The sequence below is a fragment of the Shewanella sp. GXUN23E genome (assembly GCF_050865035.1).
Lineage (GTDB): Bacteria > Pseudomonadota > Gammaproteobacteria > Enterobacterales > Shewanellaceae > Shewanella.
On sequence record NZ_JBOZWP010000011.1, the window covers coordinates 68754 to 94327 of the forward strand.

Here is a 25574-nt window from a genome sequence, read left to right on the forward strand (position 1 = left end):
GGTATTGGGTAAGGCGCTAAGTTTTAGCGCCTTTTTCTTTTGCAGCGTCGTCTGCAGTTTCCTCTTTTTCTTTCTGCTGCAGAGTTGTCTGTCAGTCCTCAGTATTGAAATCCATGCTGGATTTTGCCGTTGGCAAAGGTTTGCCAAGCTACGTTTGGAAGGGATTTGTCACCAGTGAGGCTGGTTGGTGTTTTGCACTTACAGTGGGTCGTAGAAGTCGCCTTTCAGGCGACAGAAAGTCGTGGGTATGTACATCCATATACAAAGCCAGTTCGGCATCCATGCTTCTCGCTCATAAGCGCGCTTGCTACCGGCAAGCATTCGCCCAAACCCACACCCGGGCAAGAGGGGATCAACAGCGGCTAACAACATCCTTGTCTAACAGCCAGCTCAACATCCCTGTTTCGCGCTCATTAGCTCGCTTGCCATCGGCAAGCATTCGCCCTTTGCATCTCCCTTGCCGCCCCAGACGGAGACGAAAGCCCCTCGGGCTTATGGATGAAATTGACTACCGCTTCAGACGCTCGATTTACATCCCTGTAAATCCCTCCAGCTCGACTAAATATATCCCTATACAAAAGCCAGTTCGTCATCCATGACTCTCGTTCGCGACATATGCCTTCGGCATGCTCACCCTGTCTCGCGCTCGTCAGCATATTGCTTCGCAATACTCGCCCACGGCATTTGAATCCATACTCTGCGGCCGCTTCGAGGGAGCAACGGTGCAATCTGCCAGCACTGAGTAAAAGTTATGCCTGTCCTATTTTTCGCTTTTGGATTGGATTTGTCCTTGCGGGACATACCGCTTATCAGCGGTGAAAGTCGTGGGTAAATACATCCTTGTACAACAGTCAGTTCTGTAAATAAGTAATTTAATACCGCAAAAATGCAACACCATTGATGTATTGTGTTTGCTATTTGCAGCAACCTTACTATCACTATCTTTTCCTTTTTGTACAAATGTGGTAAGTCTGTTTGCGCTCAATGAGGAGCGTGTTGGTGAGAGGTTAATATGAAGAAGTTTTTTCTTTCACTGGCTATTTTGCCATTATCGGCAATTGCCACGGACGGCTACCTATGTAGTGATTGTACAAGTCAAACTGCTGCTCAATCAGTTGCACTTCGAGATCATGTCCCTAAGTTAATTTGTGTGAACCCGAATCCAGATTTTGAGTTGGAACTTGGCGGAAAACTGGTTTGTGGTTCGACACCAAATAAGATTGCCCTTGTAAATCCAAACAGCGGACAAGTATTTACATTTAGTGTTGGCCACTTAGCGGCTAATAACCAGCCCCATCTTTTTAATCATTCTATTTCCGACAATGATAGAAATTTATTTTCTGCTGCTGGCATAATATACAAAAACTTCAAAGTGGCTGTAGATGGGGTTAACCAATCCAGGCTAAATGAAATAAGTGGGAACACTCAAACTAGCCGTTCGAACACTTGTCCAGACAACACAGCCCTTGCAGCATTGGTTGATCCGAACAAAATGGTTGCACTTGAAAACCAAATTCGAGCCCAACTAATGGGCAATTCGGTCGCAATGGGAAATATACAAACTGAACTCAATAGAAATGACGCATTTGGTTCAATCTCTGATTTAGGCATTACCGTAGGAAACGGATTTGGTCAAATATTAGTGAATAATTCCAAAACTGACCCCATAACACGAATTCACTGGGGGTTTAGAGAGTCTGAGGGTGGTGAGTTTTTGTCTGACTTCTTACTTTTTGATATCAAGAAGTTAAGAAATGATTTGGGCTCTGAACCCATTATACTAGACATTACCCTCAACGATCTGTCTAGGGTGGCAGGTGACTATACTATATCACATCTAAAGGGAAAATATGGTCCAGTGCAGTTTGAAGATCCCTGTATAGTAGATAAGCTTGAACAATTAGGTTTAACTGGAGAGTTTAAAAATTCACAAGGTGGACCAACCCAATTCCCAGATGATCATAATCAGCAACCTGAAGGTGGTGGCTCTATTGAAACTTGCACTATATATTTCTACCAAAGTGGTAGGTTACTTTACGTATTTCGACTACTAGGTCGTTGTACATAGACAGGATCTTTAGCGTAGTTGATCAAATCACTCGCTGAAACGCAACAGCCGTAATAAAGTGGGGACACCCAAAACACTCTTCCGAGGAAAATACCAACCCCATTGATACCGCAGTTGAATGCATGGGGCAGGAGATTATGCCTGTCCTATCTCTCGGCGCAACAAATGCCTTCGGCATGCTCACCCTACCTCGCTCACGCAAGGCTTTCGGCGGCTCCGACGGGGATCTGGAGTATCCCGTTAGCCCCGAGTAAAAGTCATGCCTGTCCTTTCTTTTGCCGTAAATCCCTCCAGCTCGACTATCCTGTCTCGCGCTCGTCAGCATATTGCTTCGCAATACTCGCCCCTGATTCGACAGAGCCTGCGAGGAATCTGCCGGACAGGATGTCCAAATGCCATGTAAGGCAGGGATGCCTGAGAATGGCCATGCTTGTCCTATTTTTCGTTGATAATACTCTTTCATTATGAATGTTAGTAGCCATTAATTTGGGGACCTATGATGCTGTGCCGATTCTGCTATTAGCCCGGTTGGACTTAGTGTAGAGCGCTGGGAGGTGCTCTCTGGGACAAATCAGTACGTTCTTTAGCTAATACTTTTTCATGTCTCATGTCAGTCTTACCTCAGATATGTCGACAATATATCTACTAACTAATCCTTTAGTGTTATTTTTAAAATGACCGACGCTTTCTTTAATTGCAGACTGAATTTGGTTATAGGAAAGTACTGTATTTTTGGGTTGTGGCTGTCACTATTGGTTGATTGATTTCAATCCAATTGATGTGTTTTTTATATCTTCGTAATACTTTGGTTTATATTATCTGGGTTGATGGTTGGGTATTATATTTGAATTTTTTGGTTTAGGGTTAAACGCTGTCTTAAAGCTTGTTTTGCAGTTAATTGTTTTGTAGTTGATTTGAGATGTTAGCTGTTGTTTTTTGTGTCGATTAGGTTGGGTTGGTGAAGGTGTGAGCTATATTTTTTCTCCGTATTTTTATTTTTAATTAAGCAATGTGTCAGTTTTTATTACTAGTATGAAAATCTAATTTTTAAAGGTGTTCTTTTGAGTCTCTCTTTTATGATTTTTTGACTTGAATCCACTAACCATCTTTCATAACATGGCTCCACTAGAGAACGTTGCAAAACTTATTCATAGTTGTAGTTGTTATGGTCGTTTTAAGTGAGTAACTGACCTAGTAACAAAGCCCTGAATTGGGCATCAATTTAAATAAGGATATTGTAAAATGAAAAACTTAATGGTTTCTGTGAAAAATGCCATTGGCATGCGTGCTTCAGCTTCAGATGGAGTTTCAAGTTGGGGTTGTGGTGGACGTGGTGACGTTATGTGGCGTTGGTACCTTTACCACTCTATGTAAGCCAAACAAGACAGATCAACAGAATTGTTGATCTGTCTTTTTGTTTCTATTTTACCTCTCCAATGAGGATATACTCCTCACCTCTCATGAAGGGATTCTCATGAGTTTATCAGCTCTACCACCTCATATTCAGGCATTGCTGGCTCGCATCCGTGCAGGCGAACGCAACATACGTTTTTCTGACCAGCAGTATGGGGCTTTTGATGCCGATGCTGCACGGGGACTTAATCAGGCCAATTACGCTGATTTGACTATGCCTCCAAGAGTGTCAGATATACTGTTACACCGTTCTTCCCCGACCGTTTCCTGGCAACAAATCAGACAGCTATGGCTCGGTCAGCTTAAAGATGCAGTGGCTGGCCCTGCTTTGGAAAGTTGGTACCAGAAGGTTGGCCGCGAGTTGATGCTGGCTAGTGGTCAAGCTGTTGACTTGGTTCGATTGATACATAGGGTTTTCGCTGAGCAAAATACAGACATAGTACTGTCTGGTTTATCTGGGCGCGACTCTTCAGTTTTACGCCGTAATCAGGCCGCGAGCCTCGCTTTCCTTCTTGAAGAGTCAGCCAGTCAGGAAACTCGAATTCAGCGTTGGCGAAGGCATTGGCGAAGTATTCAGGTTGGGAATATCGTTCGAAAAACCTTAAGACAAAGAGCGGCAGGTAAAGCCAGTCGTCAACAAGATATGACTGACAGTTTGATCGAATTGCTACCTGAGCTGGGGATTGGCAGAGCAGTCGATTCTGTCGTGATGGCTTTGACTGCTGTTAATGGACCCCCGGGAGCTGCCGCGGCCTGTTTGCTTTATGAGTGTCAGCAGCAATCCGATTGGTTTGAGAAGGTTTGCGAAGAGTTACAGCAGATAACTGTCCACCAAATATGTGCAGACCCGCTGCGTCAAGCGCCATTGAGTCGAAGGTTTATCAAAGAAGCATTGAGACTTTGGAATGTCCCCATGCTGGTTCGACAGGTTCGTACCGATCTGCAATGGCAAGGGGAGCAAATACAAAAAGACAGCGTGCTGATGTTCAGTCCATTTTTTGTCCATCGTAATCCTGAATACTGGCCGCAGCCTGATGAGTTTAACCCTGAACGCTGGCTTGCAGATAGCCCGTACGCAAGTCAGTGTCCACATACCTATGTGCCTTTTGGCTGGGCACCTAAGTCATGCGTTGGCGCTATGTTGGGCTCGACTCAACTTCTACTGTTACTGCACCTGTTCGCTACCCGGTTCCAGTGGAAATTATTAGAGCCGGATCGTCTGGATATCACTATGACTGCCTTACCTCAACCTGTCGCTTTTGACGTAGAGTTAATGGTTCGCACGTCGGCGAGTGCGCAGCTAACGAGGCCAGATATCTTGTCCCAAGGGCCACAATGCCCCTTTTCTGAGACAAAATTGGAGGAGGGGGAGCAATCGTGAATGAAGAAAAGCTTACTTCAACTTCAGGGTGTCCTTTTCATGGCGTTGAGAAAATCGCTTCCCTGTCGCAGAGTAGTGAAGAAATAAGTGCCGACCCTTTTGCTTATCTGGATCTTCAACTGCAAAGTGGCGCTGATTATATCGAATTGCCAGGGACGGAGTGGTATCTCTCAGATCCGAACCAAATGAAACAAGTTCTGGCAAATAAAGAGGGGCTCTTCCATCAGCATTCTGATTTCTTTTTTGGTGGGGCAGGGTTGATTGGGGATAGCACTTTGCAGCAGAAACTGGGGCGCGTATTGCTTAAGCAACTTCAGGAGTATTGCCTGGATACTGCTGAACTGACGACCTTGGCACAAGGCTTGAGGAATAAGCAAACCTGTTGGCCTGATGAAGGCAATTTATTGTTTTACAGTTACTTTAAAGGGCTTTTGTTAGACGGTGGAGACTCTGCGACTCTGAGGAGTCTATTAGACAAGACTATTCCTCGGGTTGTCTTTTCGGGAGCGAAATCACGGCGCCCAACCTGGCGGAGAAAGCTATTTCAGATCAGATTTTACTGGCGAATGGCGCAAGCTATTGACCAACGTCGAGATGGGCAATTCAAGGATGCCAACGACTTGTTGAGTCTATTGGTTCGTGAAGCGGGGTCAGATCTGGACAATACTCAACTGACAGAAGTTTACCTGTCATGTTTGTTTGCTCTTACCGGCTCGTTGGGCTTTACGTTGGGCTGGAGTTTGTACCAGTTGGGACAGACATTACCCAACTGTTGGGAACAGATCGACTCCAGCGATATTGTTCGGGAGTCATTGAGGTTGTGGCCAATTGCATGGAACCTCACCCGCAGCAGTACAACGCCAATAGAGATAGCCGGACAGTCGTTATCGTCATTGGTCGTGTGCCCCTATACCGCACATCGGAATCCGAAGTTCTGGCCTGATGCAGATCAATTTATGCCACAACGTTGGGCAGATGCGAACAAAGACACGCCATTTTTAGCCTTTGGCTGGGGGACTCATAAATGTGTAGCTGCATCTTTATCTGTAAGATTAGTGGCCTTGATACTGGATCATATACGTCCTGCCAGTCCAACGATTCAGTTGCTGACACTTCGCCCGCTGCCTGAAGCTGCTCTGGCTCCTCCTCGCTTCATTTTATCTTTTATACCCGGAGAGTCTGATGCAAAGCAGTGAAAATCTGGAACAATCAGATTTGACCGGAATAAAAACTCCCCAAAGGTTATACAAACTTTGGCGGCAGATTAGGCAATTTCGCCACAGTAAGTTCGCACTCTTGCTGGTTTGGCAGACTTCCAAGCCTTTATTGGTACTACTCACTATTGCCAGTTTGATTGCAGGGTTGGCACCTGTGGGAATGGCTTGGATAGGTCAATTGCTGGTGGATGAAATAGTCCAACAGCATCAAAGTGGAGGGCATTGGCAAGGGGCTGCAATGTATCTGGCGCTAGAGGGCGGTCTATTTTGCCTGATGTTAGCCGCGCAGCGAGGCATTTCATTCAGTGGAGAGCTGTTAAAGGCACAGCTTACTCAGCATGTATTGCAGCAAGTATTGGCCAAGAGTACGCGTCTATCGGTTGCTCAATTGGAAGACGCGGAGTTTTACAACAAATTAAATCGAATTCGAACAGAAGCCTTTGAAAGACCTGTCCAACTGGTTTTACGCTTATTCCAGTATTTACAGCATTTGGTATCTCTACTGGGCTTGGCCGGTGTGATGTGGCAATTCTCTCCCTGGCTGATTCTTTTGCTTATATGTGGTGCCGTTCCTGGGTTTATTGCTGAAACATGGTTTTCAGGTAGCGCCTTTCGTTTGTTTAACTGGCAGTCGCCAGATACCCGACGTCAATCTTATCTCGAGACTGTGCTGACTCGTGATGACCATGTGCGTGAAGTTCGTCTATTTCAACTTGGTTCTTTAATGGCTAAACAGCACCAGGCCATATTTGAGAAGCTTTACGGCGCTGATCGTGCCTTGACCACAAAAAGAGAAAGTTGGGGTGTAGTGCTAGGTTGGTTGGGAGCATTGCTATTTTATGGGTCTTATCTCTGGGTAATTTTACAAACTATTCGTGGTGAATTGACGCTGGGCCAGCTCACTATGTTCGTTATGCTATTTCGTCAGGGGCAGGCGTCATTGACGGCAATGCTGCTGACACTCAGTGGCCTGTATGAAGATAATCTTTATATTTCAACTTTGGTTGATTTCTTTGATACTCCGGAACCAGGAATGGAAGGTCATCTAGAACAGGGAGCGTCGCCAGGAAGTGGCATTGAGTTTATCAATGTCAGCTTTTGTTATCCGGGGCAACAGAAATACAGCCTAAAGCAGGTTAGTTTTACTTTGAAACCAGGTAAAACACTTGCATTGGTGGGGGAGAACGGCGCTGGAAAATCTACCTTGATTAAATTGCTCACTCGATTCTACCAGCCTGAAAGTGGCCAGATCCTGCTTGATGGAACCCCATTACATGATTGGCAGCAGGAAGCTCTTTATCGTAGGTTAGGTGTTATTTTTCAAGATTTTAACCGTTATCAGCTTCCTATTTTTGACAATATTGGCCTCGGAGACCCTATGGTTTGGTCTTTGGCTGCGATGACAGAGCCAGATACCGAACAACAAAAACGTGTGCAACAAGCAGCTAAGGATGGATTGGCTAATGACTTTATTCAGAGGCTTCCGGGTAAATATCAGACTCAGCTGGGCAGAATGTTTGAAGATGGCGTAGAGCTCTCTGGAGGGCAATGGCAAAAGATAGCTTTATCAAGAGCTTTTATGCGTGAAAGTGCGGATATTCTGGTATTGGATGAGCCAACTGCAGCAATGGATAGTGTTGCCGAAGCTGAGTTGTTTGACTATTTGCGAAGCACAGTAGAAAACAAAATGTTGGTTCTGATTTCACATAGATTTTCAACTGTGCGACATGCCGATTTGATTCTGGTGATAGAGGAGGGAGAAATCATCGAGAAGGGAGACCATCAACAGCTGATAGAACTACAGGGACACTACTCGCGAATGTTTCAATTGCAAGCACAGGCATATCAATGAGTGATTAACGGATTTATTACTAGCTGTTTGGGGTGATTTCGTACTGATTGTAACTACATGGCGTCGCTGTTGATGATTTGCTCCAATAAATAAGTAAAGGAATTCGCCAGCAACACCAGTCCTTCATAATTGTGATTGCGCCAATCTCTCTCGCGAATACTACACGATAGATACAAGATCTTGCCATAGTTCTTTTTTGTCAGATCCAGTAGCAATTTGTCGTGGGAAATAGAGTTGGTAATCACCAGCAGATGGGGAGGGATTTTTGAGTCGCCATCATCGTCGACGTCACAGGCCATTTGGGTAAAAGTAAGCACATCAATGGCGTCCCTGAACCAGTCCAGAAACTCCATCCAAACACCATCAATCTGGATATTTACCTGTTTATCAGTCAGAGATCTGCGGCCAACATGGGTCATAAACCATTTGTAGTCTTCCGGCAGATTGGTGCCCATAAAGGCTTCTATAGTGGCCAATCTGGCAATATCTTGCGGCATTCCTTCTTTTCCTGAATCACTGTCTCAGTGAAAGAAAGCTAAACATCATGGCGGATTAGAGTCAAAAATGCAGGGTGCCGCAGCTGAAGCAGATGAAGCCTGTTCACTGGCAGTCGGGGGAGAAGATCTTATGCAGTTTGGCGACGACGTTGCCACATCAATATGGCTACAACTGCGGTGGCGACTACTGCAGAACCAATCCCCCACATCAACATTCTGTGACTATGATAGAAGGTGACTAGAGGCCCCACTTCATGGGTTAGCTGGGCAGGTCCTAAGCCGAAGATAATTACCAACACCAGAGGGGCCAAAGCATTACCCAGCAGAAAGGTGCGCAGTGGCAGTTTGGCGATGCCACAGCCGATACACAGTGTCTGTTTCAGGCCTTCCACAAAGCGGCTCATCAGCAGTGCCGCAATGCCGTATTTGCCGATAAAGGCATGCAGCTTCTGCTCGGTTTCTGCTTTAATCCAGCCTTTCTCCAGTAGTACATTGCCAAACTTCATGCCGATTAAATAGCCAATGCAGTTGCCCCCGAAAGCGGCGAGGGCACCAACGCTTAATACGCCTGGCAGCGACATTTCGCCATTGGCGGCGAGCATACCTGAGACAATCAGAAAAGACTGCCCGGGCGCGGGAATGCCGAAGCCTTCGACGGCGACTGCCAGTGCCAGAATAAACAGGCCGTAGTGGTGCAGATAAGGGCTGAGATCATTGATGATATGGTGCAGGGTATCGAGCATGACTGATGTGGGCCTGAAGGGAGTGGGTCAATGCCTAAGATAGGGCAGGGATGAAGTGTAATCCAGCCGGACTTTCCTGGGGATGATCTTTTGTTCATTGAGCTACCGCAACAGGGTGCACAGCGACAGAGGCTAAGCCACGAAGCGGTCATTTGATCTCGCTTCGTGGCTTTTGGGGCATCGTTATTTCAGGAATTGGCGCATCTGCCCCATTGCCTGTTGCAACTGATTAAAGTCGGGTTCGCCCGGGACGGCGTGGTTTTGTTTATCCAACAACTGATAACCGCCGTTGGTGCCACTGACCGCCAGAATGTTGTGGTTGGAGACCAGCGCGTAATCGGTATAGCTGGCCAACAGCTGATATGGCCGAGGCTGCGGGTTCAGCAGATCACTGCCTGAGCTGTAATCCGAGACAGGGTTGGTCACGCCCAGATAGCGGCTCAGTAGCGTAGGGGCGATATCGGCATGGCCTGTGGTCTCAGTTTCCATACCGGGGGTGACGCCCGGCCCGGCAATGATCAGTGGCACCTTAATCTGAGCATCGGTGAAGTTGGAGTTGTGGCCCCAGAAGTTTAGGTGATTGTCGTTCAACTCCTGACCGTGATCTCCGGTGATAATCACTGGAAAGTGGGGACATCCAAAACACTTTTGCTGAGGGATACACTGAGTCCCCGTCCGACGCTGCCGATGGTGTTGTTGAAAATGGCGTAGCGAGGCGAGGCATGGCCATTCTCAGGCATCCCTGCCTTACATGGCATTTGGACATCCTGTCCGGCAGATTCCTCGCAGGCTCTGTCGAATCAGGGGCTAGTATCGCGTAGCGATGTGCTTACGAGCGTGAGGCTGGATAGTCGAGCTGGAGGGATTTACAGGGATGTAAATCGAGCGTCTGTCGCGATAGCCAATTTTCAGCATAAGCCTGAGGAGTTGTCAGCGTTGGTTGGGGCGCCTTTTGGGGGGGAGGGGACTTTGGGCGAGCAAAGCCCCTCCCCGGGTGTGGGTTGGAGACCCACGACGTTGGCCGCTGGAAAGCGGCATGTCCCGCAGGGACAAAGGCAATTCTGCCAAGCGAAGCTTGACCATAAAGCGCCGAAGGCAACTGTGGAGTTGGAGACCCACGACTTTGCATCGCCTGAAAGGCGATAACTAGCTGTCCCGCAGGGACAAAGGCAATTCTGCCAAGCGCAACTTGGCTATAAAGCGCCGAAGGCAACTGTGGGGTGAACCCTGATGGGATTTCAGGCTTAATCCAAACCCTTCAACTGTTCATCAATTCTGGCGATTTCCTCAAGGCTGATCCGCTCGAGTTCATACAGGGTATCGCGGTTCTCAAGTTGCTGGGCGCGCTCTTCAGAATCGGTATTCAGGCCGCGGCGATAGTCAGCGCGAATGGCTTCGACCCGCTCAACTAGCTGTTGTCGCTTTTGCATCAGTTCTTGTTTCATCTTGGCCTCCTGACGTGGGATGAGTCAGCACGATAACTGCTTAATATATATCACCTGTCATAAACGGCGAGTGAATTTTACGGGTAATTTGAGGCGTGGGGATGAGCTTGCCGGTAATCCGAAACATCGGCATTGGCTGGTGTGGAAAGCGCGCCCGCTGGGCAGCTCAGGGGACAAGGTGTTTGCGCTGATGCCGGGGAGCGCCAATATGTGCGAAAGCGCTGGCTGTCCGGGTGGGTAAGCACCGCTGGGGGGAGATAAAATCAGCCGTCAGGCCGACTGCATGCTGGCCTGATGACTGCGTTGGATCAGAACACCACAATCGCCTCGATGGCGAAGGTGTCAGTATCGGTTCCCGTGAGGTGATTCTTCAGCCTGTTGTATTCGAAAATCATCTCCCAGTTTTCATTGACGCTGTACAGCGGGGCGACGGTCCATTTGCTGATATCTTCCAGGTCGTCACCACCGGCGGATTTTACTTTGAGCGCACTGGTACGCAGTGTCAGGCCCCAGCTATCGTTAAAGTGGTAGTTTCCCATCACCAGCCAGCCATCGCCTTTGTCATTGGGCTGGATCCAGTCTTCAATGTGGTTATATTCCGCTGCCATTAACAGTTGTCCCACCTGATAACTGGCCCAGCCGTTAAACAGGGCGCGGGTGGTGTCGTTGCCTCTGTCTTCACTGGTGTAGCCCAGGTGCACACTCAGGCCACTGATCGGACGCAGTTTAATGGCCGCCTCATAACCGTTGTCGCCCACATCGCCATCTTCGCTGTCCCATGCACTGGAGACGATTGCCCCGTAAACGGATACCAGATCGTTGTCATAGCGCATGGAGACGCCATTCATCATGCCCGGATACACCAGGGTGGCCGAGGTTGAATACTGGTATAGATCCGGTGAGTGGTAAGCCTCAAAGCCCTGAACACTCAGGAATTTACCTGCCGTCAAGGTCACGCCTTCGGCCACCAGATAGTTCAGGTGTGCTTGTTCCAGGATGACATTTTCATCGACACCACTGCCACGTATATGGGTATTGACGGTAAGCCGGTCGGTGACCTGATAGTCAAACCTCAGCTCTAGGGTATCGAGTTGCAGCTTATCGTCGGCCTTTTGGTCGGTTTCCTTCACCTGGGTTGCCGACGCATCCAGGTAGCCGGAAATCGTTAATTTATCCATGACTGACTCATCGGCGACCGCAGATACGCAACTCGTCATCAACACTGTACACAATAACTTGTTCATCATTTTTCCCTTCTTGCCGAAAACATTCCTTTGCTGTCACTGCCCATGATTTGGGTCAGTTCAGCTTATTTATTCGGGCTGAACGCATCGTGCGATACAAAAAGTCTTTCGTATCAGATACAAAGTCCAATCAAAGTGTAGAAAGAAAAAAACAATTCTGCGTAATGGGGATTTATCAGGAAGATATCTTGCCTGCGCCGGATAGCGGTTAAATATCAAAAACCTGCCTGGATGGCAGGCGAGCTCCTGGCGGCAGGATGATACTGTGGCGGTTTTCAGAGCAGGGCTGCCTGCCGGGCTTTCCGTTATCAAAGGGCCTGGCGGCAGCCATTGGTGGCCGCTGATTGCTAAGGCTTATGTAAATCAGCGACTAAGGTCAGGAGGCATGTTGCCGGCAGTCCTCTGAGTCATCAAAGGTCTGCTCAGGGGAGCCCTGATTGATGTGCCAGCAGTTTCTGCCCGCGTGTTTGCTGCGATACAGGGCGCTGTCGGCACCAAATAGCAGGGCGCTGCGACTGACACTGGCGGTCCCTATGGCAACACCTATGCTGAGGCTGACCTGGCAGTCGGCTATCGGCCAGTCGTGGTGGCGGCACTTTTCCAGCAGGGTGTCACACAGGCACGCTATGTCCTGTTCTTTGGCAGGAAACAGGGCGGCGAATTCGTCGCCACCGAACCGGTACACCTGCTCTGCGCCTATCTCCCCGGCCAGCATGGCGGCGACGGATCTCAACACACAGTCGCCGAACTGATGCCCCCACCTGTCATTGATGGTTTTGAAGTTGTCCACATCCAGCAGCATCAGCACACAGGCCTGGCTGGTTGCTGTCAGCTTCTGGATATCATCCTCAAATGCCTTGCGGTTCAATATATTGGTGAGACCATCCAGACGAATATGGCGGTTTTGCAACTTGATGTGTGATTTGATGGTGGCGATTTCTTTTTTAAATAACCACAGCGGCGCGATTTTGGAGGACGGGATATCGTCCTGCCCGATGATTTCGGTACTTAAATTGACCAGCTCTCTTTTAAGCAAAATGTACAAGGCATAGATCCCGGCCAATGCGATAAACATGATGGCGCTGATGGGCATCAGCGCGAAGCGGAAGTCGCGGGTGAGCATTTCCCGGAAGTGGTGCGGCGGCGTATGCACCGCGATTTCCCAGGGCACATAGTCCAGTTTGGCCGTCAGTGACATGCCGTGCCGCAGTGCTTGCAGTGGCGAAGTATTGGCTGCCGACAGCGGTTGTACCTTGTCAGTGTTGAACTCAACAATAGGCTTGCCGGTGAGACTGTTGCTGAGGATCAGGGCGACAGTTTTGTCAGCTGTTCTGCTGCTGACGACCTCATGAATGCTGGCCAGAGGAATGTCGACTAGCAGAGCGCCCATCACGTTGCCATTGCGGTCAAACTGACTCTTCCCCAGGGTGATGACTTCAGTTGCGCCATCAGATTCGATATAAGGGCCAATCCAGTGCGCATCATGATCCGGCTGACTGATCAGCCGATACCAGGGGCGCTGCTCCACCTGGAAATTGGCTGGCATGGTCCAGTCCGGGTAGACTTCAAGCACCTGTTTGATGGCATTGTAAAAATAGATGTGGTGACTGCTGTCCAGCCGGAACTGATGGACAATCGGCCAACCATCGTCCAGCACGCTTTCACCCTTTGATATGGCGTGTTCATTCAGCAGCACTTCCAGATTATTCAGTTGGCGCTCACTGTAGATAATATGTTGCCTCAATAAAATATCGGCCATCGACGTCAGCGCCTGCTGTTGCCTTGTCAGATATTTGTTGGCCCGTTGATGATAGCTGTTGAATGACATCACAAGACTGAATAATAAAATCAACACAACAGACAATAGCAGCAGTTTTATCAGAAAATTATAACGTCTTGCTTTGCCTGTTCGGTGATTCATATATGGTGTGCCGTCATCAGTGTTTTATCTTTTATTATTGCCGTTAACGAGCAGACTAAACTGATTGGGTCTGATTGTTATTCGCCGGTTGGTGCTATTTTGCACTGTTCGCGAGGCAACATAAAGTTAAGTTATGGCAGTTTTTTATGGGAAGTGCGATTAAGTGATATGGATCTGCCAATAAGCCATCAGCATTCTGCTGGTTACGTTTCGTTATATCGAACTGGCTAAATAAAATACCAGGCGGGCTTATGGTGATGCATTAATCACCTTGACGGCGCAGTTGTGCTCTGCGGTTAAAGGACTTTTCGGCAAATGGTTTTTAAGTTCGGGAATCATGAGTGATTGATGTTCGCTGTTTGCGCGTTATCCATCGCTGATTTCTTCGCCTGTACCGGGTTGATTTTGTGCATGCCGAGAGTAGTACTTACTGAGTGGTGCGAGCAGAGTGTTGCTTGGTGCGCTTTTCCATCACCGGCGCTGCGGATTCCGGGTTTTTATCAACCAGTGTTTCAGTGACTTCGCCATTCGTCATTCCGGCATCCATTAATTCGGGTTTCAGTCGCTCAGGCGTTGGCCTGACAAGTTTTGGCCGCTTATGTGTCTGTGACTCAGGCTGCAATTTGTCGGGAGCCGCAATTCACATTTGAGCTGCCCGCCTGTGTCTTCGAGTTGCACTTAGCTGTTGTCCGGCCATATTGTTCATCCCTTCACGGCGCCCGGCATTTGTTGAAATGGGTGTTATCAGCGGGCTGGCGGGCGCTGCGTTGGGCGGCAGTGGTCGGTGGCTGGGCTTGATAATGGGCACCCTGTCCCCGACAGGACGCTGCGCCCTGTGGCCAGTTAACAAGCTGACTGCTTCCTTAAGCCCCTGGCGGGAACAGCCACGAAAACACTCTAACTGCAAGCTGTTACATTGTGTAACAGTTGGTTATGGTAGCATAAAACTGCAACAAAAGTTTTAAATTGCAGAGGAATAAACTATGACATGGTGCAAATTTTCGGGTTAAGTTCAGGCATATGATAAAAACACCAAGTTAGTCCATTTCTTTTATTTCTTGTGGAGACAGGTTATGAGGAAAGCAGCAAGAATAATGGCGCATATCAGACGCACCAGACATATTATGATGCCTGCTCATCGTGACTATTTTGACCATTCATTTGTATTCCTGTCGACACAATCTCTCTAATAAATAGTTGGCCTCAGCCGACTGTTTATTCATCCCCAAGCAAAGTAATCCGTTTTTATAAACAACGCTTAACTGTTCATTTTCTACTGACAATATTACTGTCTTGACTGGCTGTGGCCGTCTGCAAGCTGTTGTCGGTGGCGTGAGCTGTCATGGCGCTTTGCTCTGCCCAGATTTGTATTAAATGATACTGAGTTTAAATCTTGGTAGGGCGTTCTTATATCCAAAGAAGGTTGATATGAAATCATTAAAAATTGCAGCGAGTCCTGCCACGCTGATGTGTTTTAAAACCGATAGAAAAATTGTTGATATATATAACACAGATTTTTGTGATATTGGCGCGGTGGTATTAACTGTCGATGATGTGAATAATGGTGTGTTTCATAAAATTGAATCCAGAGGACTGAAATTACCGGTATTTATTGTGGTCGATAACGGTGAAACGTTCCCTGATGATATCTGTAATAGAGTGGCCGGGGTATTTGAATTAACCGCCGCCAAAGCCGATTTCTACGGTAAGAAAGTGGAAACTGCATTGCAGCGCTATCAGGATAATCTGCTGCCACCTTTCTTTGGCACCCTGAAAAAATATGTCGAGATGGGCAACACCGCCTTCGACTGTCCTGGGCATCAGGGTGGTCAGTTTTATCGCAAGCACCCTGTGGGTCATCAATTCTTCGAGTTTTTCGGTGAAACCGTGTTCCGCTCAGATATGTGTAACGCGGACGTAAAGCTCGGTGACTTGCTGATCCATGAAGGTGCTCCCTGTGACGCACAGCAGCACGCCGCCAAGGTATTCAACGCTGACAAAACCTACTTTGTACTTAATGGCACCTCATCGTCCAACAAGGTCGTCACCAATGCGCTGCTGGCCAAAGGTGATTTGGTGCTGTTTGACCGCAACAACCATAAGTCCAACCACCATGGCGCCCTGCTGCAGGCCGGTGCGATCCCCGTATATCTGGAAACTGCCCGTAACCCCTTTGGTTTTATCGGCGGTATCGATTCCCACTGCTTCAGTGAAGCGTATCTGCGCGAGCAGGTGCGTGAAGTTGCCCCTGAACGGGCAGAGGAAAAACGCCCATTCCGCCTGGCAATCATTCAGCTGGGAACCTATGACGGCACCATTTATAACGCCCGTCAGGTGGTGGACAAGATAGGTCATCTGTGTGACTACATCCTGTTTGACTCCGCCTGGGTGGGCTATGAACAGTTTATTCCCATGATGCGCGACTGCTCGCCTATGTTGCTGGAACTGACCGAGGAAGATCCCGGCATTATCGTCACCCAGTCGGTGCACAAACAGCAGGCCGGTTTCTCCCAGACTTCGCAGATCCACAAAAAAGACAGTCATATCAAAGGTCAGGAGCGCTATTGCAACCACAAGCGGTTTAACAACGCCTTTATGATGCATGCCTCTACCAGCCCATTCTACCCACTGTTTGCGGCGCTGGATGTGAACGCCAAAATGCATGATGGTGAAAGTGGCCGTTACCTGTGGCGCGAAGCGGTGAAAGTGGTGATTGATGCCCGTAAACTGCTGCTCAAGACCTGTAAATACATCAAGCCTTTTATTCCAACCAGCATCGAAGGTCGTCCATGGCAGGACTACGACACAGATCTGATTGCCGAGGATCTGCGTTTCTTTGAATTTGAACCAGGCCAGAAGTGGCATGCCTTTGAAGGTTATGGCAAAGGCCAGTACTTTGTGGATCCCTGCAAGTTCATGCTGACCACCCCCGGCATTAACGCCGAAACCGGCCGCTATGAAGAGTTCGGTATTCCGGCCACCATTCTGGCCAACTTCCTGCGGGAAAATAACATCATTCCCGAGAAGTGCGACCTGAACTCCATTCTGTTCCTGATGACCCCGGCAGAAGACCACGCCAAGATGACCCACCTGGTCAGCCAGATCGCCCGCTTCGAGCGCCTGATTGATGAAGATGCGCCACTGGCCGAAGTTCTGCCTTCTGTCTACGCCGCCAACGAAGAGCGTTACCGCGGCTACAGCATTCGTCAGTTGTGTCAGGAAATGCATGACCTGTATGTCAGCCGCAACGTCAAACAGCTGCAGAAAGAGATGTTCCGCAAAGCCTGCTTCCCCACCAAGGCCATGGAGCCACAGGACGCCCATACCGCCTTTATCCGCGGCAAGGTTGAGCTGGTACCGCTGGCAAACATCGAAGGCCGCATTGCCGCCGAAGGTGCCCTGCCTTATCCACCAGGGGTGCTGTGTGTGGTTCCCGGTGAAATCTGGGGCGGCGCGGTGCAGCAATACTTCCTGGCACTGGAAGAGGGCATCAATCTGCTGCCCGGCTTCGCACCTGAGCTGCAGGGCGTGTATCTGCAGCAAAACGAGCAGGGCCGCATCGAAGCTCTGGGTTATGTAATCAAAGACTAATCATTACCGACCACAGGGGCAGCGGTGCCTGCCCCTCTCATCCAAACCAATGTCAGGTGAACGATATGAGTAAATCAAAGAATAAAATTGGCGTGGTGCAGCTAACCATTCTGACCATAGTCAATATGATGGGGTCGGGAATTATCATGCTGCCGACTCAGCTGGCACAGGTCGGCACTATTTCCATCCTGTCCTGGCTGGTGACCGCCGTGGGCTCAACCTGTCTGGCTTATGCTTTTGCCAAGTGCGGTATGTTCAGTAAAAAGTCCGGTGGTATGGGCGGCTACGCTGAATATGCCTTTGGCCGCTCAGGCAACTTTATGGCCAACTACACCTATTCAGTATCTCTGGTGATTGCCAACGTGGCGATTGCCATTTCCGCTGTCGGTTATGCTGCCGTGCTATTTGACGTGCATTTAAGCCCATTGATGACCTGTTTTGCCACCATAGGTGTACTGTGGCTGACCACAGTGGCCAACTTCGGTGGTGCCCATATTACCGGCCGGGTGTCAGCGGTAACTGTGTGGGGCATTATTCTGCCGGTGGTGGGCCTGTCCATTATCGGCTGGTTCTGGTTTGACCCAACACTGTACGTTGAAGCCTGGAACCCCCACGATATGCCTTTCTTCTCTGCGCTGGGTGGCTCAATTGCCATGACACTGTGGGCGTTCCTCGGACTGGAATCTGCCTGTGCCAACTCAGATGCGGTAGAAAATCCAGAGAAGAACGTCCCTATCGCCGTGATGGGCGGTACCATAGGGGCAGCGGTCATCTACATTATCTCCACCAACGTGATTGCCGGTATCGTGCCCAATGCGGATCTGGCTCATTCCAATGCGCCTTTTGGTCTGGCGTTCGCCCAGATGTTCAGCCCATTTGTCGGTAAAGTGGTGATGGCGCTGGCGGTTATCGCCTGTACCGGTTCGCTGCTCGGATGGCAGTTCACCATCGCTCAGGTATTCAAATCATCTGCTGACGAAGGTTATTTCCCCAAAGTCTTTTCCAAAGTCACCAAGGCTGATGCGCCTGTGATTGGCATGATTATCCTGACTGTGGTGCAGACCCTGCTGGCGCTGATGACCATCAGCCCAAGCCTGAACAAGCAGTTCCAGGCGCTGGTGATGCTGGCCGTGGTCACCAACCTTATCCCTTACATTCTGTCCATGGGGGCACTGGCGGTGATTCAGAAAACTGAGAATGTGCCGGTTGCCAAGGCCCGTGTTGCCAACGTGATTGCCATGCTGGGGGCGGCTTACAGCTTCTATGCACTGTACAGCTCTGGTCAGGTAGCGGTGGAATACGGTTCTATTGCGACTTTCTTTGGCTGGATCCTGTTCGGTATGGTCGCCTGCCGTACCAGCAAGAAAATCAGCGGGGAAAATCCTCAACCCCGTACCTGATATTGGCGGGGAGCGGCAATGTTCCCGGTCAGTTGGCTGGCAGGCCCAATGCCTTGTATTTTCAGGGCTTGCCCGCCGTAAACCGTGGCTTTGGCCGGCTCAGTCCAATCAGCAGGTCTGGGTCGGCCACAGTTACTTCTGCTGCAGCTGTTTGGCTGCCATTTCAGTGTTTCATCCAGGGCTGAACGCCTCTCAGCCCTGACTTTATTGTCTCCCTAATAACTTTTCCTGAGCCGGTGCCGTGATATTCCCCCTTCAGCCGATGGTCTGATGGGTAAATATTCAATATGATGCTGTCTCTGCTATGGAATTTGGCCTCCGGCCAAAGGTGAAAGGGATATAACAATGAAAAGAATCACCCTGGTTTGTCTGGCGCTGATCGGCGTTGCCCTGCTGGGCGGCTGTGCCAGTACCAAAAATGAAAACCTCAAAACCTTCGATACCAATCTCGCCAACAAGTATCCGCCGCTGGCGGTGTTCTGGGGGCGGCCTTCTGCTTCGCTGCAGCAGGAGTGTCAGGCATTTGCCGCCAGCTCAGTCATGAAAATGTGCAATGAAAATCTGGTGGACGTGAATCTGTTTTACCGCAGCTTTATGGCGTCCCAGGTGTTTGAAAAGGTGACTCTCGGGGATGAGACCTCGGACTATAACCTGGCCATCAGCACTGTTCATTTCTCCGATGAGGATGCCGGGGATATTGCCAAAGGCGCACTGGCCGGGGCGACTTTGCTGCTGGTTCCGGTGGACATGAAGCAACACACCAAGGCCGAGGTGACCGTGTACTGGCGCGACTGGCCGCTGAAGGTCTACCACTATGAACTGCCGTTTGTGCATACCATGCAGTTATTTACCGATCCCATGCAGGGGCAGAAGGATTACGCCGAGGCACTGGTGTCCCATGTGATTGCGGATATGCAACAGGACGATATTTTCTCCCATCGCTTTATGGTGGACAACTTCCACACCAGTGACTATGAAAAAGAACTGGTGTATCCCGAGCAACTGGCGGGGTTTGAATACGCAGAGCATATGATTTACAACGACCCGTTTCTCGGGGCCGCGGTGCGCTACGTTGAACCTGAGCTGCGTAATGAGGTGCTGGATGTATTTGTTTATCCAGCCAGATTTGTGGATTTGGTCGATGTGCCCGAAGTGCTGGCCAAGGAAGCCCGCAATGTGCAGCGGGAAATTGAGTATGTGGCCAAACAAAACAAGTGGCAGGCGCTGGAGCTGGAGGAGATAGTGCCGATAAACGCCGGTGGCCTGGCGGGGGTGTATTTCGATGGCAGCTACACAGTGGATTTGGACTTGCCCGAATATACCTCGACCTTCCTGTTTTTAAAGGAGGACAAGTTCATCAAAATCCGCGCAAATTTCCCCGGCAAACATGTAAAGGAGCAGGTATTGGCGTCACTGGCACAATTCACTGCACCGAAAGAGTCTGATTTTATGAAGGAAGTCCGCTTAAAGAGCAGCCAGCGCGGGATGCAGGAGTAACGGCCAGGGTATTGTGGCTGTGGGGTGAGCAGACGGCCTGCTCACCTGTCCCTCAGTTAACCCGGCTGTCATGTCGCCCGGTTTACCAGCCGATGTAGCTGCGGGAGCGATCGCCCCATCTGCGTTTGATAGCTTTGGCCGTCAGTACGCTGCCTGTCAGCAAAAACGCAAAGATGCACAGCGACAGGCCCAATGTCGTCCAGACATTGCCGGGCGCCAGTTTGAAGCGCGCAAGCCCGGTGAACACCCCAAAGATGATGGAAAACAGCGGATGCAGGAAGAAGATGGCAAAACTCATTTCTGCCAGTACGGCCATCATGCCGGTCGTCCTGGCTGATAAATCCTGTTGTGACATCCACAGACACAGGCCCACCGCCAGAATACACAGGCTGAATTTCTGCACAAACTGCCAGTCCACACCGCTCAGGGTCAGCGCCGCCTTGTGGTAATTACCCACATGCACATCAACGTAAGTCTGCATGTACAGACTCAGTACTGTGCCCAGCACGGCCAGCACCAGCAACGGCGTGGCATAGCGACGCAGCTCTGCCTCATGCTGGGAATAGAGGATGCCCATCAGGTAGAAGGGGGTGAAATACACCAGTGAGTGCAGCACATTGATGTTGCCTATGGGGCGATGAATGAACACAGACACCAGGCACATGATGACCAGGATCAGCCAGCGGACGCCGGCGCTCAGGCGAATGTAAGCTGAGAATACCGGCGAAATGGCAAACACCGCCAGGATGAAGGGAATGTACCAGTGGGGGTAGAGCACATAGCCATTGCGGACTGTGTAATAGACGCCTTTTGCCACCTCAGTCAGCGATCTGTCGTACATCAGGCTCCACTGGGTGGCCAGCATGATAAGGCCAACCAGTGACACCCATAAAAACGGCACCAGCACATTGCGGATTTTGGTGACCATAAACTCTTTGTATACCATCCGTGGATAGAAAATACGGTGATAAAAATAGCCTGAAATAAACACAAACAGCGCTGTCCCGCCCCGCAGCACATTCTCCAGCGCCAGCGGAAATCCCTCGCCTGAGTTATAGATACTGTGCCCGGCGACAATCCATAAAATGGCGATGGCGCGCATATAGACAAATTCAAGCTGCTGTTTACGCATAAATTTTTTGGCTCAGAAACGGATGGATAAAGTTGTTGGTAACAAAGGCAAGGCGCCAGCCCGGGTCTGGCCATGGTAAGTGCGGGTGGTCGCTATGGCGGGGGGTAAGCACTGTCATATTGCGCTCGGATGTCCCTGAATGATTCAACCATCAGGCGGGCCGTGGTTGCCCGCCTGTCACTGGCAGCGGCAGACTCAGTCGCTGTCTGCATGGGTGGCTGGCATAAGTTGTATTTTTCTCAGCAGCATTGAGTTACTCAGCAGGTAGCTCTGTTCCTTAAGGCTTAACAGCGCCAGCAAGCCTGCCTGAGAATGTGCCTCATGCACCTTGATCCTGGCTGTGGCCTCCACCGGCTCTATGGCGGTCAGACTGGCCTTTACCTGCAACTTGTCGATGATGCTGATATGCAGCTCCATCAGCTCGGGTCTGGCAAACAGCAGCTGCAGGCTCCAGCTGTGTGACAGGGCGTCGATATAGGCTTCCCGGCGCAGCGCCGTGGCAGTCACGATAGCCGGCTGCAGTACCTCTTCCGGTGTTGCCAGAATTCTTCTTGCCTTGAACCACTGGCCTATGGGCATGGATGCGGTTGCGGCCGACAGGGGAACGGCCAGCCACAGACCAATCAATGCCGGTGACATCCAGGCCAGCAGCGACAGGGAGTCGAGCAGGGCGGCATAGCCCAGCAGTACGCCGGCCAGCATATGCCAGCGATGGCGGTGGATCAGATCTTTCCATGGCACACTGCCATCATCCCGCCGCTGCGGTGACCAGCCGCTGTCACGGCCCAGCAGAATGGAGAGCACCGCACCGCAGTGAATAAACATCATGATGGGGGCGATCAGCGCCGACAGGATCACCTCAGTCAGGGTGCTGAGCAGGATGCGTAGCCGTCCTCCCAGTGCCTTGACGTTGCTGCGGGACAGATACAGCAGCAGACCGAGCAGTTTTGGCCCCAGCAGCACACCCATGGTGATATAAAACAGCCGCAGTGCGCGGTCTGAGTCCATCACCGGCCAGGTGGGGAACAGTGAAAACTGATCGGTAAAATACTCGGGGCGAATAAAGTGTGCCTGCAGCGCCAGCAGCAAACCGGACAGGATCAGCAGCAGCCAGAAGGGCGAAGCGAGGTAAGACATAATGCCGGTCAGCAGGTGCATGCGACTGACCCAGTGCAGGCCCTTGGCGCCCAGTACCCGGCTGTGCTGCAGATTGCCCTGACACCAGCGGCGGTCGCGCACTGCCATATCAATGATTGACGGCGGACACTCCTCGTATGAACCGTGCAGATCGGCGGCGATTTTCACGCTCCAGCCCGCACGGCGGATGAGCGCGGCCTCCACAAAGTCATGGCTCATGATGTGGCCACCAAAAGGTGGCTTGCCGGACAGGTGAGGTAAGCCCGCCGCCTTCATAAAGGCCTCAGTGCGGATAATGGCGTTATGGCCCCAGAAGTTACCTTCTTTTTGCACCCACCAGGACAAACCGGCGCCGATCACCGGGCCATAGAAGCGCGCGGCAAATTGCTGCACCCGTGCCATCAGGGTGGTACCACTGATCAGTGCCGGAATGGTTTGAATAAGCCCCACATCCGGGTCTGCTTCCATGCGGCTGGCCAGCGAGATGATGGTGTGGGTTTCCATCACGCTGTCGGCATCCAGAACCAGCAGGTGATCATAATGGGCGCCCCAGCGACGGCAAAAGTCGGCGACATTGCCCGCCTTGCGGTCAATGTTCTTGCGCCGGCGCCGGTAATAGACCTGCGCCTTGCCGGCAGTGGCCTGGCGTAGCAGCCAGAAGGCATGCTCTTCCGCCAGTGCGATGTCGGGATCTGTGGTGTCACTTAAGATGAACCAGTCAAATGCCTCGCCCTGAGGCCGCTCACTGAGCGACAACGCCATGGTTTCCACGGCGGCAAACACCCTGTCAGGGGATTCATTGTAGGTGGGCATTAAAATCGCGGTTCTGGCAGTCAGCGAGTCACTGATACTCTCACTGCGGCCATTTCGCAGCAGTTTAATAAAACCGGCCACGGCGGAGCAGAAGGACAGGGCTATCCAGCAAAAGTTGATGGCAAACAGCAGCAGCACCGCGTATTCCAGCGGTGTCAGGCCGCCCACCAGAAACACGGCGCGCATTTCGTGAATGGCAAACACTGACAGCAGCAGCGCCGGGCCGATGACGCTCAGGCGTTTGAGCGCACTGGATTTCAGATTGCGCGCATCCACAGGTGTGCGTGGAAATCCAGCCGTCAGCGCAGTGAGTGACTGCGCCGGCATGTCTGTTGGCTGCTCCGGCGGCATGGCACTGTCACCTGCCAGGGTAACAGTACCGGCATCAAGAATATTGCTCATCTGCGTGCTCACTGTGTCCAGCGATACAGCCAAACTTCAGCATTTTGTGGCTGTTCAAACTTCAGCTCGGCGCGAAGCTCAGCCATGCGAAATTCACCCGGATCGAATTCAAATGACAGGCGATATCCGTTGGACAGCGGGTTGTCGCGGATCACCACATTGAGGACTTCACCGGCACTGGTCTCCACTTTGGCTTTGGGCATGGCAGCCGGGCGTTCGCCTGCAACTTTATAATCCAGCACAAACAGGCGTTTGGCGGTTGGTTTGGCAATGTCTGCGCGGCCGCTGGAGGTGCGCGCTATGGTGATGACATTATCGCTTGGTGCCGGGTTGGCACCCCACGCCAGGTGATAGGCGAAGCGGAACTCGCTGCCCGCCGCCAGCGGCTGGCGCGGCTTCCAGAAGGCCACAATATTGTCATGAATTTCAGACTGGGTCGGGATCTCTGTCAGCACCACGGCGCCTGGGCCCCAGTGACCAACAGGTTCCACCCACAGGCTGGGACGGCGCTCGTAATGGGCTTCCAGATCCTGATAACTGGCAAAATCACGCTCGCGCTGCATCAACCCAAATCCCTGGGGAGAGTTATCCATAAAGGCGCTGATCTGCAGCTCACCGGGATTGGCCAGCGGCCGCCACAGCCGCTCACCCTGACCATTGATGATCAGCAGTCCATCAGAATCGTGTACTGAGGGACGGAAGTCATCGGTCAGGTGACGGCCATTGGGGGAGTGCATATACATACTGGTGCTGGGCGCAAGGCCCACTTTTGCCAGTTCTACCCGGGGAAACAGCACGGCTTCAACGTCCATGCGGGTATTGTCTCCGGGACGGACAGAGAAGCGATAGGCACCGGCTACGCTGGGGCTGTCCAGCAGGGCATGCACCACCAGCAGCTTGGTGTCCGGACTGGGTTTTTCAACCCAGAAGGCGCGGAAAATCGGGAACTCTTCTCCAACCTGCTCAGCGGTGTTGATCGCCAGCCCTCGGGCAGACAGGCCATAGGCATTGCCCTTGCCCAGACCGCGGAAGTAACTCGCACCCTGGAACACCAGCAGTTCATCAAAGTATTTATCGGTATTGAGAGGGTAATGCAGGCGCAGACCACTGTAGCCAATATCCTCTGTCGGCAACTTTTGTTGCAGCACTTCACCGGCGCTGAACAGCTCGGGGTTATAGCTCAGGTGCTGCGCTTTGTTGCCTTCAACAATGGCTATTTCGATCAGGTCCTGGAAATAGAAACCACGATGAAACAGCTGCATTTGGTAGGGCAGGGATTCCGGCTTCCAAATTGCCGCATCTGCCTTAAACCGAATGTCCCGATATTCGTCATAGTTGATGTTGGCCAGGCTTGCCGGCAATGGATCTTTACGCGGAGCATAGGGTTTGGCGGCAAGTTGACGTGCCAGTCGCACCACAGTATCGGCATCGAAATTGCCGGTTTTGGCAAATCGAACCGGTGGGCTGGCGGTGACGGCTTTGGGTGGCACATTCACTTTGGGCTTTACCGGTTCAACTTCCGCAGAATTGACAGCAACAGAAAACAACAGACAAACACCCAGGCTCACGCTCCCCAAAATGGGGAAGCCTGACGCCGCAAAAAGGCGAGAACAGTCCATGTTGATAACGACCCTAAAAGGTTAATAGACAATGCCGATGCACAGTAGCCTCAGGGCGACCTGTATCAGGCGTATTTGAGGTGACTTAACTGCGCGTAAAGTAACACAAATGAATGAAATGTAGTATCGCTGTTGAGTAAAAAATGTTCTTGTTGAACGTGTTGGGTTTTGGTTGATTTTGGGGAGCTGAAGCAGGTTGTGT

17 protein-coding genes are annotated in these 25574 nt (G+C 50.8%); 8 read left to right on the forward strand and 9 right to left on the reverse strand.

The genetic code is table 11. The annotated features are described in order from the left end of the window. Positions 1 to 1012: 1012 nt before the first annotated feature. From ACRRUX_RS11405 to ACRRUX_RS11420, 4 genes are all read left to right on the forward strand, one after another. Positions 1013 to 2068, forward strand: a complete 1056-nt coding sequence (locus ACRRUX_RS11405; protein ID WP_432530333.1) for a hypothetical protein — start codon at positions 1013 to 1015, stop codon at positions 2066 to 2068. Between the two features lie 1474 nt (positions 2069 to 3542). Next, positions 3543 to 4862 (forward strand): cytochrome P450, encoded by a 1320-nt coding sequence (locus tag ACRRUX_RS11410; RefSeq protein WP_432530335.1) that lies wholly within the window; start codon positions 3543 to 3545, stop codon positions 4860 to 4862. Then, positions 4859 to 6058, forward strand: coding sequence for a cytochrome P450 (locus tag ACRRUX_RS11415; protein ID WP_432530337.1), 1200 nt, complete (start codon positions 4859 to 4861; stop codon positions 6056 to 6058). Before ACRRUX_RS11410 ends, ACRRUX_RS11415 begins: the two co-directional genes overlap by 4 nt. Beyond that, positions 6045 to 7931 carry an ABC transporter ATP-binding protein gene (locus tag ACRRUX_RS11420; RefSeq protein WP_432530339.1) on the forward strand — a complete coding sequence of 629 codons (1887 nt, stop codon included), beginning with the start codon at positions 6045 to 6047 and terminating at the stop codon, positions 7929 to 7931. The genes ACRRUX_RS11415 and ACRRUX_RS11420 overlap by 14 nt, the downstream gene beginning before the upstream one ends. Positions 7932 to 7984: 53 nt before the next feature. On the opposite strand, the gene ACRRUX_RS11425 is transcribed toward ACRRUX_RS11420, so the two are convergent. The 6 genes from ACRRUX_RS11425 to ACRRUX_RS11450 all read right to left on the reverse strand — a co-directional run bounded on the left by ACRRUX_RS11425 (position 7985) and on the right by ACRRUX_RS11450 (position 13688). Continuing rightward, the gene (locus ACRRUX_RS11425) at positions 7985 to 8428 is read right to left on the reverse strand and encodes an SMI1/KNR4 family protein (protein ID WP_432530341.1); all 444 of its coding nucleotides are present in this window, start codon (positions 8426 to 8428) and stop codon (positions 7985 to 7987) included. A 128-nt stretch (positions 8429 to 8556) separates the two neighbouring features. Then, on the reverse strand, positions 8557 to 9171 hold the full coding sequence (locus ACRRUX_RS11430; protein WP_432530343.1) for a DedA family protein: 615 nt from the start codon (positions 9169 to 9171) through the stop codon (positions 8557 to 8559). Between the two features lie 183 nt (positions 9172 to 9354). Continuing rightward, on the reverse strand, positions 9355 to 9792 hold the full coding sequence (locus ACRRUX_RS11435) for a sulfatase-like hydrolase/transferase (protein ID WP_432530346.1): 438 nt from the start codon (positions 9790 to 9792) through the stop codon (positions 9355 to 9357). Between the two features lie 623 nt (positions 9793 to 10415). Next, positions 10416 to 10616, reverse strand: coding sequence for a hypothetical protein (locus ACRRUX_RS11440; RefSeq protein ID WP_432530348.1), 201 nt, complete (start codon positions 10614 to 10616; stop codon positions 10416 to 10418). Between the two features lie 308 nt (positions 10617 to 10924). Beyond that, positions 10925 to 11863 carry a porin gene (locus ACRRUX_RS11445; protein ID WP_432530350.1) on the reverse strand — a complete coding sequence of 313 codons (939 nt, stop codon included), beginning with the start codon at positions 11861 to 11863 and terminating at the stop codon, positions 10925 to 10927. A gap of 373 nt (positions 11864 to 12236) precedes the next feature. Next, complete coding sequence (locus ACRRUX_RS11450; protein WP_432530352.1) at positions 12237 to 13688, reverse strand: diguanylate cyclase domain-containing protein; 1452 nt, start codon at positions 13686 to 13688, stop codon at positions 12237 to 12239. Positions 13689 to 14875: 1187 nt separating this feature from the next. Here ACRRUX_RS11450 and speFL point away from each other — a divergent pair. The 4 genes from speFL (at position 14876) to ACRRUX_RS11470 (ending at position 20269) form a co-directional block, all read left to right on the forward strand. Next, positions 14876 to 14971 (forward strand): leader peptide SpeFL, encoded by a 96-nt coding sequence (gene speFL / locus ACRRUX_RS11455; protein WP_432530354.1) that lies wholly within the window; start codon positions 14876 to 14878, stop codon positions 14969 to 14971. A 238-nt stretch (positions 14972 to 15209) separates the two neighbouring features. Beyond that, entirely contained in the window at positions 15210 to 17372 is a 2163-nt protein-coding gene (gene speF, locus ACRRUX_RS11460) for an ornithine decarboxylase SpeF (protein WP_432530356.1), read from the forward strand. A 65-nt stretch (positions 17373 to 17437) separates the two neighbouring features. Further along, on the forward strand, positions 17438 to 18772 hold the full coding sequence (gene potE, locus ACRRUX_RS11465; RefSeq protein WP_432530358.1) for a putrescine-ornithine antiporter: 1335 nt from the start codon (positions 17438 to 17440) through the stop codon (positions 18770 to 18772). A 345-nt stretch (positions 18773 to 19117) separates the two neighbouring features. Further along, on the forward strand, positions 19118 to 20269 hold the full coding sequence (locus ACRRUX_RS11470) for a hypothetical protein (RefSeq protein ID WP_432530360.1): 1152 nt from the start codon (positions 19118 to 19120) through the stop codon (positions 20267 to 20269). A gap of 82 nt (positions 20270 to 20351) precedes the next feature. Here ACRRUX_RS11470 and ACRRUX_RS11475 read toward each other — a convergent pair whose 3' ends face one another. The 3 genes from ACRRUX_RS11475 to ACRRUX_RS11485 all read right to left on the reverse strand — a co-directional run bounded on the left by ACRRUX_RS11475 (position 20352) and on the right by ACRRUX_RS11485 (position 25372). Next, on the reverse strand, positions 20352 to 21401 hold the full coding sequence (locus ACRRUX_RS11475; RefSeq protein WP_432530362.1) for an acyltransferase family protein: 1050 nt from the start codon (positions 21399 to 21401) through the stop codon (positions 20352 to 20354). A 195-nt stretch (positions 21402 to 21596) separates the two neighbouring features. Beyond that, the gene (gene mdoH, locus ACRRUX_RS11480; protein ID WP_432530364.1) at positions 21597 to 23765 is read right to left on the reverse strand and encodes a glucans biosynthesis glucosyltransferase MdoH; all 2169 of its coding nucleotides are present in this window, start codon (positions 23763 to 23765) and stop codon (positions 21597 to 21599) included. Then, positions 23762 to 25372 (reverse strand): glucan biosynthesis protein G, encoded by a 1611-nt coding sequence (locus ACRRUX_RS11485; protein ID WP_432530367.1) that lies wholly within the window; start codon positions 25370 to 25372, stop codon positions 23762 to 23764. Before ACRRUX_RS11485 ends, mdoH begins: the two co-directional genes overlap by 4 nt. Positions 25373 to 25574: the final 202 nt, after the last annotated feature.